General features: G+C 59.4%; 12 protein-coding genes and 1 tRNA gene. All 13 read right to left on the minus strand.

Annotated elements, in window-relative coordinates:
* Positions 1 to 60: 60 nt before the first annotated feature.
* The 13 genes from MCRY_RS18805 to MCRY_RS18865 all read right to left on the minus strand — a co-directional run bounded on the left by MCRY_RS18805 (position 61) and on the right by MCRY_RS18865 (position 14,909).
* A tRNA-Ser gene (locus MCRY_RS18805) sits at positions 61 to 150 on the minus strand.
* A gap of 69 nt (positions 151 to 219) precedes the next feature.
* Positions 220 to 594, minus strand: a complete 375-nt coding sequence (locus MCRY_RS18810) for a hypothetical protein (RefSeq protein ID WP_085632746.1) — start codon at positions 592 to 594, stop codon at positions 220 to 222.
* A complete protein-coding gene (locus MCRY_RS18815; RefSeq protein WP_085632748.1) occupies positions 594 to 1,322 on the minus strand; it encodes an alanyl-tRNA editing protein in 729 nt (242 codons plus the stop codon). Before MCRY_RS18815 ends, MCRY_RS18810 begins: the two co-directional genes overlap by 1 nt.
* Positions 1,319 to 3,682 (minus strand): DUF3772 domain-containing protein, encoded by a 2,364-nt coding sequence (locus MCRY_RS18820; protein WP_085632750.1) that lies wholly within the window; start codon positions 3,680 to 3,682, stop codon positions 1,319 to 1,321. The genes MCRY_RS18815 and MCRY_RS18820 overlap by 4 nt, the downstream gene beginning before the upstream one ends.
* Positions 3,679 to 4,713 (minus strand): cysteine synthase A, encoded by a 1,035-nt coding sequence (locus tag MCRY_RS18825; RefSeq protein WP_085632752.1) that lies wholly within the window; start codon positions 4,711 to 4,713, stop codon positions 3,679 to 3,681. The genes MCRY_RS18820 and MCRY_RS18825 overlap by 4 nt, the downstream gene beginning before the upstream one ends.
* Positions 4,714 to 4,766: 53 nt before the next feature.
* Positions 4,767 to 5,903, minus strand: a complete 1,137-nt coding sequence (locus MCRY_RS18830; protein WP_085632754.1) for an NUDIX domain-containing protein — start codon at positions 5,901 to 5,903, stop codon at positions 4,767 to 4,769.
* A 6-nt stretch (positions 5,904 to 5,909) separates the two neighbouring features.
* Positions 5,910 to 6,350, minus strand: coding sequence for a TrgA family protein (locus MCRY_RS18835; RefSeq protein ID WP_085632756.1), 441 nt, complete (start codon positions 6,348 to 6,350; stop codon positions 5,910 to 5,912).
* A 1-nt stretch (position 6,351) separates the two neighbouring features.
* The gene (locus MCRY_RS18840; RefSeq protein ID WP_085632758.1) at positions 6,352 to 7,560 is read right to left on the minus strand and encodes an SAM-dependent methyltransferase; all 1,209 of its coding nucleotides are present in this window, start codon (positions 7,558 to 7,560) and stop codon (positions 6,352 to 6,354) included.
* 176 nt (positions 7,561 to 7,736) lie between these two features.
* On the minus strand, positions 7,737 to 9,152 hold the full coding sequence (locus MCRY_RS18845) for a cryptochrome/photolyase family protein (protein WP_085632760.1): 1,416 nt from the start codon (positions 9,150 to 9,152) through the stop codon (positions 7,737 to 7,739).
* A gap of 132 nt (positions 9,153 to 9,284) precedes the next feature.
* Positions 9,285 to 10,484, minus strand: a complete 1,200-nt coding sequence (locus tag MCRY_RS18850) for an aminotransferase class V-fold PLP-dependent enzyme (protein WP_085632762.1) — start codon at positions 10,482 to 10,484, stop codon at positions 9,285 to 9,287.
* A gap of 117 nt (positions 10,485 to 10,601) precedes the next feature.
* Entirely contained in the window at positions 10,602 to 12,245 is a 1,644-nt protein-coding gene (locus tag MCRY_RS18855) for a BCCT family transporter (protein ID WP_085632764.1), read from the minus strand.
* 79 nt (positions 12,246 to 12,324) lie between these two features.
* Entirely contained in the window at positions 12,325 to 12,738 is a 414-nt protein-coding gene (locus MCRY_RS18860) for a universal stress protein (RefSeq protein WP_085632766.1), read from the minus strand.
* Positions 12,739 to 13,028: 290 nt separating this feature from the next.
* A complete protein-coding gene (locus MCRY_RS18865) occupies positions 13,029 to 14,909 on the minus strand; it encodes a BCCT family transporter (RefSeq protein WP_085632768.1) in 1,881 nt (626 codons plus the stop codon).
* Between the last annotated feature and the right edge of the window lie 27 nt (positions 14,910 to 14,936).

The following is a 14,936-nucleotide window of genomic DNA, read 5'->3' on the forward strand; positions in this document are numbered from 1 at the left end:
AAATTTAAATCTAAGCAACTGTGAACAATCCAGAAATCGATCAGCTTACTTAAAGATTTATGGCGGACAGGAAGGGATTCGAACCCTCGAGACGGTCACCCGCCTACGCACTTTCCAGGCGCGCGCCTTCGACCACTCGGCCACCTGTCCGAGGCGGTGTTTAGAAGAAAGCGTTGGGGGGATGCAAGGGCGATTGTTGAGATAGATGGGAAGTTTTGCTCAAACCTTGCGCAGGCGCATCCACAGGCCGAGAAACACCAGCGCGATCACGACCTCCAGTGCGGCGGCTCCTAGAATTGCCGGTCGGGCGACGTTGCTGTGCCATGCCTGCACACCCGTTGCTGCGACGCCGAGGAACGCAAGCGCGCAGATCAGACAGAGCGTGGCAAGAAACGGACCCGGTTCAAGCCTGCGCGCAACGAGCACAAGAGCGCCCAACGCCATCACTGCAGGCGCAAATCGGCGCGCCGGGAAATCCATTCCCGGCACATAGGCCACGGCGTAGAGCTTAAAGTACGTGTCCGGTGCCAACAGCAGCACCACTCCGACACAGACGACGAAACCGCCAACCACCAGAAACGCCACCCGGTGCATCACGCCTCGAGCGCGATGTTCACACGGCGGTTCTGTTTGCCTTTGTTTTCGATCTTGCCGAAGACAACCCGCCCAATCTCGCCGGTGCGGGCCACATGGGTGCCACCGCAGGGTTGCAGGTCGACCTGGTCGCTGCCCTCGCCGATCCGCACCAGACGCACCTGGCCGCTGCCACGCGGGGGCTGCACGGACATGGTTTTGACCAATGATGGGTTGGCATCCAGCTCGGCATCGGTGATCCAGCTGTCGCTCACGATCAGGTCACGGTCGATCAACCGGTTCAGCGCATCTTCAATCGCGTCTCTGTCTTCGGGCGGCTCGGGCATCATAAAGTCCAGCCGCCCACGGCCGGGCCCGATGGCCCCACCGGTGACCGGCAAAGGGATGACCACTGACAACAGATGCAGCGCGGTGTGGACGCGCATGTGTTTGTACCGGCGGTCCCAATCCAGTCTTTGCACCACGTGTGCACCAACCGGAGGCAACCTGGCGGGTTCAGCAGGCACCAGCACGCTTTCGCCCGCAGGCCCCTTGACCGTCGTCGCGACGGCCAGTGACACGCCGTCCCAGTCGATCCATCCGCTGTCGCCCGGTTGGCCACCACCGGTTGGGTAGAACAGCCCCGTATCAAGGATGATCCCGCCCTCGTCGGTATAGCCGGTGACGCGGGCCGCAGCTTCTCGGGCATAGGCATCACTACGATAAAGCGGAGAGACAGTCTCTGTCACGATGTGGGCTCCTCTGGGTCATTGGACGGCGCGGTCGCAGGCCGCGCACCCTGCAGGCTTTCGGGGTTACGCAGCCAGATATCCCGCTGGGCAAAGGGTATTTCGATGCCTTCAGCCTTGAAGGCCTCGGTGATCTGGTGATTGATCTCGGTCCGAACCACAAGGATTTTGGTCACATCCCGCAGGATCATGCGCACGTCGAAATCCAGCGCATCGGCGCCAAATCCTTTGAAATGCACAAAGGGTTCGGGGTTCATCAGGACCATCTCGTGGTTGCGTGCGATCTTGTAAAGAATGTCCTCGACCTTGCGCGTGTCGCTGCCATAGGCGACGCCCACATCCACCACCAGACGACCCAGCGTGTTGCCGCGGGTGTAATTTGTCACCGAGTTCGACACGAGGTCGGCATTCGGGACAATCACCTCGGTCCGGTCGAAGGTTTCGATCCGGGTCGAGCGCACGGAGATATCGCGCACTGTGCCGTGCTGGCCGTTTACCTCGATCCAGTCGCCCTCGGAAATCGGGCGTTCGATCAAAAGGATGATCCCCGACACGAAGTTCTGAACGATGTTCTGAAGCCCGAAACCGATCCCGACGGACAAGGCACCAGCTACAAAGGCCAGCGCCGTGAGGTCGATGCCTGCCGCAGTGATGGCGACAATGACCGACAGGAAAATCCCAAGGTATCCGGTGCCCGATACGATCGCGGTCTGACCGCCTTTGTCGAGCCGCGTTTTCGGCAGCACTGACCCGCGCAAGCCCCCTTGCAACAGGCGGGTCAGAATATAGCCAATGACAAAGACAAAAGCGAAGGTCAGGAAATCGGTGGGCGAAATCCGGGTATCACCGAACGAAAACCCAGCCTGAAACCGCGACCAGAGCTCTGTCAGATCAGCCATCCGCGCGCCCCAGATCAAGGCAAGGACCGGCATTGCGACAAGTGTCAGAATGCTGCCCGACGCGACAGGCAACAGGCTTTGACTTTCATCCAGCGGTGATCCGGTGAACAGATGATACAGATCCCGGATCAGGCGCTGCAGCATCAGCAGCAGCGCAAACAGCCCCAGCGTCAGGATGGTCGGAAAGATCAACGCCTCTGCAATGTTGAAATACCCGATGGCCGACAAGAGCGGCCCGACGACGCCCACCAGCATCGCGCCCTGCCCCGTCAGCCGGGCCAACCGGGACGGAAAGGACAGTTGCGCCACCTCGTCCGCGCCGCCCATCGCGCCCGGTTCGGTCTGCGGACCGGTGTGGCGCAGGATTTGCCCAAGCCGGAACAGGATCAGTCCACACAACAGATGGATCACAAACCCAAGTACAACCTGGGTTTCGTTGGCCAATTCGCCGATCTCGATCAGGTAGGCGAAAAACGTGTTCAAGGCGAGAAGCCAGGACAGCGAGTTCACATAGTAGCGGGCTTCGGTGCGGCGTTGTTGAGACAAGGCAATCGTGTTGATGTCGTCATCACTCGAAAAGGTCTCGGCAGCCAGCCACCGCGCGACCAGCACGACGAACAGCATCAGCGGCAAGACAAAGATGATCTGCGTGCCGCGCGTTCCCAACAAACCGCTCATGTTGAACGCCAGCACAAACAGCAGCAGACCACCAGTCGGCAACAAAAGCCGCAAGAGTGACAGCAACGTGCTCCAGACACCGGTGCCACGGCGTGTCTTGGCCCGCAACCACGACCCAAGCCGGTCGATCAGCTTCGGCGCGCGGAAGACCAGAAGAACCGACATGCCAAACAAAAGCAGGATGACCGGCAATTGATCAAGCAGCGCCTTTCGACGGACCTCGTTTGACCAATTGTCCTTCACTTCGCTGGCGATTTCGTTGAACGGCACAAACAGGCTGGTGACCGCCGGTCCCCACAGCCTTGGGTCCAGAGGCCCGGAATCGCGCTGCAGCAATCGTTCCGTCTCGCGCGACCTGATGATTTCATCTATGGCGTTGATCAGACCATCTGCGCGACTATACGCCTCTTCTGCGCGCAACAGCGGCGCTTGAAGCTGGGTGATCTGGCGCTGCAACTCTTGCCTGCGCTGCGAAATCTCTTCGGGTTCCGAGCCGTCCTCGGGGGCCGGCCCCAACGCCTCGAGCTGCGATTGCAGCGTCGACAGTCGGGGGTCGCCAGCATTCTGCAATCCCAGCAACCGGTCGCGATACGACGACACGTCCGATCTGAGCGCCTCAAGCGCCTCTGTCGACGCGTCCCGCGACTCGATTGCCGTTTCGGCGCGTGACGCCACCTGTTCCCACGCCGTGTAATCCATTGGGGTGGATTGCGCCCAGACTGTCTGAACCGCGAGCAGGAAAAGAAACGTCGCCGTTCTTAGCGCTGCGAAGTGGCGGGTCATTGGTCCTCGAAGACCTTGGGAATATCCAAAGGCGCTGCATCAAGCCATTTTGGCACCGGCAGACCCTTTTCCTTGAGGAAAGCCGGGTTGAACAGCTTTGATTGATAGCGGGTGCCATAGTCGCACAGGATCGTCACGATGGTGTGGCCCGGCCCGAGATCCTTGGCCAGACGCATCGCACCCGCGATGTTGATGCCCGACGACCCGCCGAGGCAAAGGCCTTCTTCGGCCAGCAGATCGAACACGATGGGCAGCGCGTCATGATCAGGGATCTGATAGGCAAAATCGGGTGTGAACCCTTCAAGATTTGCGGTCACGCGCCCCTGCCCGATCCCTTCGGTGATCGAGCCACCTTCGGATTTGAACTCGCCGGTGGTGTAATAGGAATAAAGCGCAGCCCCCATCGGATCAGCCAGACCGATCTTGACGCCCTTGGGTTGCAACACCTCGGCCACACCGGCCAAAGTTCCACCCGAACCGACGGCACAGATGAACCCATCGACCTTGCCATCGGTCTGTTCCCAAATTTCGGGACCGGTGGTTTCGATATGCGCCTGACGGTTCGCAACATTGTCGAACTGGTTAGCCCAGATCACACCCTCGTTGCTGCGCCGCGCCATTTCTTCGGCCAGACGACCGGAATACCGCACGTAATTGTTCGGGTTTTTGTAGGGCGCCGCAGGCACCTCGACCAATTCTGCACCCGCAAGGCGCAGCATGTCTTTCTTTTCCTGACTTTGCGTTTCGGGGATCACGATCACGGTCTTGAACCCCATCGACGCCCCCACCAGCGCAAGGCCGATCCCGGTGTTGCCCGCAGTGCCCTCGACAATTGTGCCGCCCGGTTTCAACGTACCTTTGGCGATCGCATCCTTGATGATGAACAGCGCCGCGCGGTCCTTGACCGATTGGCCCGGGTTCAAGAACTCCGCCTTGCCCAGAATGGTGCACCCGGTCGCTTCGCTGGCCTTGCGCAGCTTGATCAAAGGAGTGTTGCCGACTGCTTCGGCCAGTTCGCCTGCAAAACGCATGGTGCCCCCGTCAGATGTGTTTCCTCAGGGTGTAGGCCCGCCGGAGAAGGAACTCAAGCCGACGCGCGCAATCTGCCACGTTCTGCCCCCAGCCAGTACAGCATCATGATCAACGGCCCCGCGTTGATCTCTCCGCTCTGGACAAGGCCCATCGCCGTCTCGAACGGCAGCACATGACTGCGAATGTCCTCATGCTCGGAGGCGAGGCCACTGCTTGATGCGGTAAATTCAGAAAGATCGACAACGCCCAGAAAACAATGGAAAAATTCCGTCGAATATCCGGGGGACGCATAGACCTGCACCATCGGCTCCAGATCACCCAGCTTCAGCCCACTTTCTTCCAGCGCCTCGCGCCGGGCGGTGTCGGCGGGGTCTTCGCCCGCATCCACAAGCCCCGCGATGGGTTCGAACACCCAAGGCTGCGGATCATCGCGCCACAAGGGGCCAAATCGCAATTGCTCAATCAGCAGAATGTGATCTGTCGCTGGATCGTAGGGCAACACCAGCGCCGCGTCGAACGCAAGAAACGCCTCGCGGGTAACACGCCGGCTTCGCGTGCCATCAAATCTCTTGTGATCGAATTGGAATTCAGCCAGTTCGAAAAAGCCACGATACCCCTCTTCGCGCTTATGGATCGTCACATCCCCGTCGGCTCTGCGAAAGCGCCGCGTGGTCTGGCCTGCATCCCGGCGCGCCATCATCCGCGACCAGTGCCGGGCCATCAGGAAAGGCCGCAGGTTCGAAGCGGTATCGGCATCATACCGCGCGCGCCGCGCCATCACATCGCGTGCAGCCCCCACCGCCATCTCACCCCAGCCTCGCACCCAGTCGGCCAGAACCCAATCCGTTCCACGAATCTGATCTTGCGACATCGGATAAAAACACAGCGCTGTGACAGGATCAAAGTCGGTACGGACCGTCACTTCGCTAAGATGATAGGAAAATGCGCCTTCGTAATATCTTAGCCGCTCTTCTTCATCTTCCGTCACAGCATCTAGAAGGACACCAACAGCGGAGGAGCCGAGGGCTTTCTCGATCATCGGATAGGGTTGGTCCTTGACCCAGAAGACAGCGTGATCGGCAAGTGCACCCGGTCGCAACCGATCTGACAATGCCCCTGATGCGACACCCAGAACCGCTTCGAGCAGCGGAATATGACACAAGGTGCCGTAGAAAAACAGCGTCGACAAAGCGACCTATTTCCAGCTTCGTGCTGCGTATTCGGAAAAGTAGCCAGTCAGCAGCGCTCCGATCAGCAGCGTCGAGATCATCATCGGGTTCATCAGCAAGCCCGCATATTCGATACCGATTTCGAAAATCGCCGAAAACGCCTCGACCGGTCCGTCATACCGCCGCTTCATCGACAGGTTGAACATCTCAAGGCTGGCATGCACGAAGACGCACCAGAAGATCAGTGCCGCCACACCTGTCAGCCCGTTGGCGATGGCATCCTTGGTCCCGCGCCCAGCGCGCGTTCCAACGACGATCCACCCGACAACAGCCCCGATGACCGCGTTGTAGATCGAGAAATTACCGAAATACGTGCTGGCCGGCAAAAGCGTCTTCAAGACTTCCGAGGCCAGATACCCCAAAGCTGCGAGGCAGAGAGCTGCGACGGCTTTGGCGGCTGTGGGCATATTAGCTTGGTCTCGTAATGGTGATCTGCGTCACATCACAGTTTCCGCTATGGAAGGTCGCCGCGCAAGAGGTCAGATAAAAATTCCACATTCTGCGGAAGCGGTCGTCAAAACCCAGACCCGCCACCTGATCCCACTTTTCGTTGAAGGTCTCATGCCAGCGACGCAGCGTCTGGCTATAGCTTTCACCAAACTCGATAGATTGCGCGACCTTGAGCCCCGCCGCTTCGATTTCCTGCCGCAGCACGCCCGGACTGGGCAGCATGCCACCCGGGAAGATATATTTCTGAATGAAATCAACGCCTCGATTGTAAATCTCCCAGCGCGATTCCTCGACCGTGATGATCTGCAATGTCGCGTGTTTGCCGGGTTTCAGGCAGTTTTTCACCGAATTGAAATAGGTTGGCCAGTATTTTTGGCCCACGGCTTCAAACATTTCGATCGACGCGATCCCATCGTACTGGCCTTTTTCATCGCGGTAATCCTGCAACTTGAAAGTCACACGATCCGACAAACCGGCTTTGGCGATCCGGTCCACGGCATACTTGTACTGCTCTTCGCTGATGGTCAGACCGGTGACCTTGAGCCCCCGCTCCTTGGCCGCGTATTCCGCGAAACCGCCCCAGCCACAACCGATTTCCAGCACATGATCGCCAGGCTGCGCACCCATCTGGTCGACCATGCTCTTGTACTTGGCGATCTGCGCCTTTTCGGTGCTTTCTTGACCGGTCTCGAACAAGGCCGAGGAGTACGTCATCGTGTCGTCCAGCCAAAGCGAATAGAAATCGTTGCCCAGATCGTAGTGGTAACTGATGTTCTTCTTCGCCTGCCGTTTGGAGTTTGACTGCATCCAGAAGCGCAATTGTTCATACCAGCGGACGAATGTCATACCGGGAAAGCTGTCGTAGACATCGTTGTTCTCGCCATGCACGAAATCCATGAAGGCCTGCAAATCAGGTGTGCTCCACCAGCCTTCGAGATACGCATCGCTGAACCCCAGATCGCCATCGCGGATCAAGCGGGCAAACAGGTCGTTGTTGTGCACATGCACCTCTGCCACCGCGCCCGGCTCTGCGCCTTCAGCCCGAAAATGCCGCCCGTCGGGCAAGATGAAATCCACACGCCCTTTCCGAAGCCGGTCTGCCATCGCAAACACCTGTGCGAAATAGCGCGGCAAATTGGGTTGGTTTTCGGTCGATGTCAGGATCATGCAGGTCTTCCGCTGTCTGGGTCAGGTGACACTATTCATAGCCGCGCAAGGCAGGCAAGTGTTAACCCTAGGTAGTCCAGCCCTGCCAAAGACAAGATATACCGGACGTTAAGTAACGGATTTTATTCAGCTTGCGATAAATTTACGTAGTCCACCGCAGCCAGGCAGTTACTGCGTCAAAAATCCCGGTTTTCATAGGCTGACAGCGCCCGTTTGCGCCCCACGTCTGGCGCCACGATAGGCTCGGGATACGCATCATCCGGCGACATCGACCACGACCGCGGGATCGCGGCGTAATAGGACAGCGCATCATCGTGCGGTGCGCTGTAGTCTTCCGCCAACCACCGGCTGACATAACCACGATCCTTGTCGAACTTGTCGAGCTGCGTCACCGGGTTGAACACCCGAAAATAGGGCGTCGCATCCGGGCCTGATCCTGCCGACCATTGCCAGCCCATCGCGTTTGACGCCGGATCCCAGTCGATCAGACAGTCTTCAAACCATTTGAGCCCGATCTTCCAATGGCACATCAGGTGCTTGGTCAGATAGCTGGCCACGATCATCCGGCCCCGGTTGTGCATCCGACCCGTCACATACATCTCGCGCATTGCCGCATCGACAAAGCGGATGCCGGTGCGCCCCTGCTTCCAAGCTTTGACCTCGGCGCAGCGTTCATCTTCGTTCCACGGGAACGCCTGCCATTCCTCGCGCCAGTTGTCAGTCAGGATGCGCGGCGTGTGCCACATCAGGTGATAAGCGAACTCGCGCCAGACCAGCTCTTTCAAAAAGGTCTCCGCCCCGGCCTTGCCATCCTGCATCGCACGCTGACCGGCATGCCAGCACTGCGCCGGGCTGATCTCGCCCAAAGCAAGGTTCTCCGACAGGTTCGAAGTTCCGTCTATGCCGGGCAGATCCCGCGTCCGCACGTAGTCCGCCACTTTAGACGCCATAAACGCCCCCAGTCGTGACTGCGCTGCCTGCTCACCAAGCTGCACAAACGGGCGCACCACATCTGCCCCCCGGTCCATCGCGGCCCCTAATGCCCAATCCTCCAACGCCTCGCTCTCGGGCCATGTATCAGTTGCGGGCAAAGACGATGGCGCAGCCAAAGGCGCGTCCACCGACCGATCCCGCACCGATTTCCAGAACGGCGTATAGACCTTGTAAAAGGTCCCCTGCCCAGTCTCGACCGTCCACGGCTCGAACATCAGATGCCCGACATAGCTCTTGGCCTCAACGGCCGCATCCGTCAGCGCCGCCTTCACATCGGTATCCCGCTCGACCGAGTCAGGATCATAAGCGCGCTGCCAATAGACCGCGCCCGCGCCGACCTCCTTGGCCAGTGCCGGGATCACGTCCCGCGCATCGCCCGAGCGCAGGATCAGACGGCTGCCTTTGTCGGCCAGCGCGTCAGCAAAGCACTCCAGCCCCAGCCCCAACCGCCATTTCGGCGCGGCCCCCAGCCCGTCCACAAGATCATCACGCAGGAAAACCGGAATGACCGGACCACCGCGTTGCACCGCCGCCGTCAGTGCCGCGTGATCGCTCAACCGCAGATCGCGCCGGATCCAAACCAGTGTCGGTGATGTCATTGCCCTGCCCTTTGCCGGATTATTTCCGCGCGACCTAGCCGCGCCGCGTCAAAGGTCAAACGCGCGCGATGTCTTCTTCGTTTCACAAATACCCCAAGGGAGTCCGCCAAGGGCGGACGTGGGCAAAGCCCCCTATAGCACCGCGTCTAACGCCTCGATGGCCTTGGCGACCTCGGCCTCCGAGGTGTAATGCACGAAACTCAGCCGCAACACCCCCTTGCCAATGTCCACACCCATCGCCTCGAGCGCGCGGACAGCATAGAAATCACCACCGCCACACATGACCCCGTGCTGCGCCAGTTCGGCCGCCACCTCTTCCCCGGGACGGTTCAGCGCCAAAGCCACTGTGGGCGCACGCACGCTTGCGTCCGAAGGGCCGATCAGCCGCACGGAATTGCGGTCCTTCACCGCATCAAGCAGCGGCTGCAATAGCTTCACCTCATGCGCGCGCATCACATCATGCACACCGCGCGCAGACACCCCATGATGGGTCGCCAATGCGTCCATGTAGTCCGCCATCCCGGCACAGGCCGCCACCTGAGCATGATCCGGCCCCGCAGGGGTAAACCGTTTATACAAGCTACCCGCATTGAAATAATGCCCTTGGTTCGGCAAGAGCTGCCCCAAGGCGCGCCGGATCACCATAATGCCCTGATGAGGCCCGTAGGTCTTGTAGCTTGAAAACAGATAGATATCCGGCCCCAGATCGCCCACATCGACAAACCCATGCGGCGCATAACTGACCCCATCGACGCACACGAAGGCCCCCGCTGCGTGACACATGGAGGTGATATCGAGCACCGGATTGATCTCGCCCACCACGTTCGAGCAATGCGGGAAACAGACCAGCCGCACGGACTCGTCCAACAGGTTTTCCAGATCATCGGTTTCCAGATGCCCGGTCTCGGGGTTCACCGTCCACTCGCGAACCTCGATGCCCTCATCCGCCAACCGCCGCCACGGCCCGGTATTGGCTTCGTGATCCTGATTGGTGACAATGATCGCCTCGCCCGGTTTCATGAACTGTCGGAACGCCTGCGCCAGCACATACGTGTTCTGGGTGGTGGACGGACCAAAGCTCACCTCGTCCGTCTCGACCCCCAACAAGGCCGCCAATCGCGACCGCGCCTCGTCCATCTCTTCTCCGCCCAGACGCGACGCGTCATAGGGCGCATAGGGTTGCACCTTGCGCTCAAGGTAGAACCGCGTCAGCCGGTCGATCACCTGCCGACACGTATATGAGCCACCAGCGTTTTCGAAAAACGCCTGCCCCTCAAGGGCAGGTTGCGAAAACGCGGGGAAATTCGAACGCACAAAGTCGATATCGAGCATGGTCTTGGTATTCCTCGAAAAAAGCACACCGACCTCGGTCGGAAACCGGTGCCACTAGGCCACAAAAAATCCGCCCCGACCAGAGCCGGGGCGGAAGATATCTTGTCGTCGGTCAAATCAACGCGCGCGACGTTCGGCCTGAAGTCCTTTCCAGATCGCAACACACATCGCCAAAAGAACGACAGTGAATGGCAAGCCGGTGGAAATGACCATGGATTGCAACGACTGCAAGCCGCCTGCCGACAGCAAAAGCACGATGGCCACCGCACCCTCGAAGATGCACCAGAACACCCGCTGCGGCACTGGCGCATCGACCTTGCCGCCTGCCGTGATCGTGTCGATCACCAATGACCCCGAATCCGATGAGGTCACGAAGAAAACGATCACAAGGATAATGCCGATAAAGCTGGTGATCGAAGCCAAGGGCAACCCGTCCAACATCTTGAACAGCTTAAGCTCAAGCGGAGCGTCCTGCGCCGCTGTGTAGCCGTCCTGCAAAACCTGCTGGATTGCCACGCCACCAAAGACCGACATCCACAGCACGCAGACCAGCGACGGGATCAACAGCACGCAGATAATAAACTCGCGCACGGTACGGCCCCGGCTGACGCGCGCAATGAACATGCCGACAAACGGCGACCAGCTGATCCACCACGCCCAGTAGAACGAGGTCCAGCCCTGCATGAAGTTGGTATCTTCGCGGCCCACCGGGTTCGATAGCGCCGGCAGATAAGTCAGGTAAGCGGCAAGGTAGTCGACAAAGCCAGTCAGAATGGCCAGCGTCGGACCCGCGAACAACACGAAAAACAGCAGCAAGGCCGCCAGCCCCATATTGATCTCCGACAGCACTTTTACGCCGCCATCAAGGCCCCGCATCACTGAAATCAGCGCCACGGCGGTGATGCCCGAGATCAGGATCACTTCGGTGGTCGATCCGATCGGCACGCCGAACAGCTCGTTCAACCCGGCATTGGCCTGCGTTGCGCCCATGCCCAGCGATGTCGCCAGACCGAACAGCGTAGCGAACACCGCCAAAATGTCGATCACGTGCCCTGGCCAACCCCAAACGCGGTCGCCAAGGATCGGATAAAACGCAGACCGGATCGTCAGCGGCAGACCCTTGTTGTAAGAAAACAGCGCCAGCGCCAAGGCCACGACTGCGTAGATCGCCCAAGGGTGCAGCCCCCAGTGAAAGATCGTCGCCGCAAAGGCCAGCCGCACAGCCGCCTGCTCATCTCCAGCAGCCGCGCCCAAAGGCGCCCAATCTGAGCGCGCGCCGTCTTCGGCAGCCGTCCCGCCAAGGGAAGACGCGAAATGGCTCATCGGCTCGGACACGCCGTAGAACATCAGACCGATGCCCATACCCGCCGCGAACAGCATCGCGAACCAGCCCACATAGGTGTAATCGGGCGTCGCTTCATCGCCGCCCAATCGCACTGACCCGACCGGCAGCACGATAAGCAGCAGGCAGAACAGCACAAAGATGTTGGCGGCGCTGAGAAAGAACCAGTCAAACCCCTGCGTCACGGCGCTGAACATCCAGCTAAACGCCGCCCCCGCCTGCTCTGGCAAGGCGAGTGTGTAGAACACGAACGCAATGATACAGACCCCCGAAACCATGAAGACGGGGTTGTGAATATCAAGCCCGAATGGCCCGATCTGGGTTTCAATATTGTCCTGACCGATTTCGTAATCGGTCTCGATGATCTGGGAAGACCCCTCTGGCTCAGGTATTCCCTGACTTGCTGAAGTATCGGTCATCAACCGTCCCCTTTTGTTGGAATTGTTTTTTTGGCCACCCTGACAAACGCACAATGCTGTCGCGGGTTCCCTGAAAAGCTTAACGAACCACCATGGCCGACACGCTGGCCCGCTTGGCCACGGTGCCGCCATTGGACGGCCAGATATAATCGGTGAGGTTCGGCACATGGCTTGCCATGACCACAAGGTCCGCCCCGGTCTCCTCTATCGCCTTGAGCAAGGTCGGATCAAGATCGGTGGTCGGATCGTGGCTGGTCAGCGCCAGCCCTTCGGCCGCCACACCCCGCGCCCGCCCTTGCTCTGCTGCAAAATCCGCCATCTTCTGCGCGAATTCCTGCGGTGTGTGCGCCACCGATCCCGGAGTCGCAGCTGCCACACCCACATACACCAATGTAGCGCTGTAATGCTGTGCCAGATCCGAGGCACAGCGCAGCGCCCGCTCCAGCTTGTCCACATGCGCCAGATCCACCGGCACCATGATACGATTGAACATCGTGTGTCCCTCCTGCGTGTTGTGCCATCGCGCGCGGCAATGGTCTTTGTGTGTCCGCCAAACATGGCGCGGTCCTTGGCACCAAGCACTCGGACAGACACAACGGGCGTCGGGTTTTCCCACAACGCGACAACACCCTAAAGGAAACCGCCGCCCCGATGCAAACCGAAGCGGCGGAAAATGTCGCTTTTGCAACATTAAAGTGGTCCCAGAACCCCCAACTTTAGCGGGGTTTTCACCGGTTCAACTTGCAAACATGTCGCTTTTGAACCCAACTGGAGCCGCAAAAATCAGGGTTCTGCGACAACCTGATCCGTCGGAATACTGGCACGGGACGCCGCCAGATGCGCCGATGTGGCAGGCACACCCGCTTTCTCTCGGCGACTGTCACGCCAGATCGCCTTGAGCACCGAAATCCCCATCAGCACCATCACAACCGAGAACGGCAAGGCGCCGATCACCATGGCTGTCTGGATCGCACTCAGGCCACCAGCCACGATCAACCCGCCAACGACCAGCGCAAGCGCCGCCCCCCAGAACAGGATATGCGGCCGCGCCTTTGGGCCTTCGTCACCCGCCGCGTTGATCGTATTGATGATCAAAACAGCCGAGTCCGCAGACGTCACCAGATAGGTCAGCAACAGGATTACGACGATCACGGACATGATCCATGCAAGGTTCTCGGACAACATGAAGGCCAGCATCGCAAACAGCTGGTCCGACTGACCTGCCCCCACAATGGCCCCATCAGCGCCGCCATTGAGTTCCAGATCAATCGCAGTGCCACCCACGATGGCAAACCAGACAAAGCACATGAAGGCCGGAATCACGATGGCCCCCAGCACGTATTCCCGAACGGTGCGCCCCTTCGAGATACGCGCAAGGAACACGCCCACGAACGGCGCAAAGGCGATCCACCACGCCCAGTAGAAGATGGACCACGCCCCCTGCCAACCGGACAGACGGCTGTCCGTTGCGGCAGCATAGGTCGCCGCGATGTCAGCTTCCGACAGCGATGCGGCGGCCGCAGGCAAACCTTCGGTAAAGGACTGAAGCGACCCCCACGGGCTGGTGGCAGAGCCATAGACCGTCGCAAGGTCTTCCGGCGACAACGCCTGTGCAGCGGCAGGAACCGAGGCCATGAAGGCGTCCATCGGCACGGGCGACCAGACCGTCAGGATATTGCCGGGGATCGAGATGATGTAATCCCAGATGCCCAGCACCAAGGCTTGCAACCCAAAGAAGGTCGAGCCAAAGACCAGAAAGAAGGCAAGAATGAAGAAACTCAGCCCCATATTGATGTTGGACAACCACTTGATGCCCTTGCCCACGCCAGACAGCGCCGAAAGCGTCGACGCCCCCATGATCACCACCAAGGCGGTAACAATCGCCATGGTCGACATCTTCTGTCCACCGTCCTCGGTGGCGGTATAAAGCCAATCGCCAAAGCCGATCCGCGACAGGCCGGACACGAATTGTTCGACCCCGAAACCCAAGGTCTGCGACACGCCCAGCACCGTTGCCACAACCGCAACCACATCGACCACATGGCCTGTGGTGCCCGACAAGGACCGGCCAAAAATCGGCACCAAGGCCGAGCGAATGGTCAACGGCAAATCACGACGGTACGAGAAATAGGCCAGTGACAGCCCAACGATGGCATAGGCAGCCCATGCGGCAAGCCCCCAATGGGTAAAGGACCAGACATAGGCCTCGCGAACGTTCTCCGCGCTGCTGCCCGCGGTCAGGCCCTGAATGGTGCTTGGATTGCTGCCCCAGTGATACAGCGGCTCTGCCGTGGCAAAGGTCAGCATCCCGATGCCGATACCGGCACCGAACATCATGGAGAACCAAGAAAAATTCGAAAACTCTGGTTTGTCTTCGTGATGCCCCAGCTTCAACCGCCCCGATGCCGGAAGGACCGCAAGGATCAAACAGACCGCGACAAAGAACGCCATCACCACGATATACCAATAATTGAACGTCGCCAGGATCACACTGTTGATCCCTGACAAGACCGCGCCGGACTGTTCGGGAAACGCAACAGCCCAAAGGATCAGCGCGCCGACCAACAGTTTTCCGGTGATGGTGACCAGCTTCGCAAAGCCTTTGTAGAACCCGTCATCTGCCGTCTTGATCGGAAGCTCCATAAGGGGCGGTTTCAATGCCATAAGTTCAGTCCTCCCAAAAATTTCTCA

It is taken from the genome of Marivita cryptomonadis, from assembly GCF_002115725.1.
Taxonomy (GTDB): domain Bacteria; phylum Pseudomonadota; class Alphaproteobacteria; order Rhodobacterales; family Rhodobacteraceae; genus Marivita; species Marivita cryptomonadis.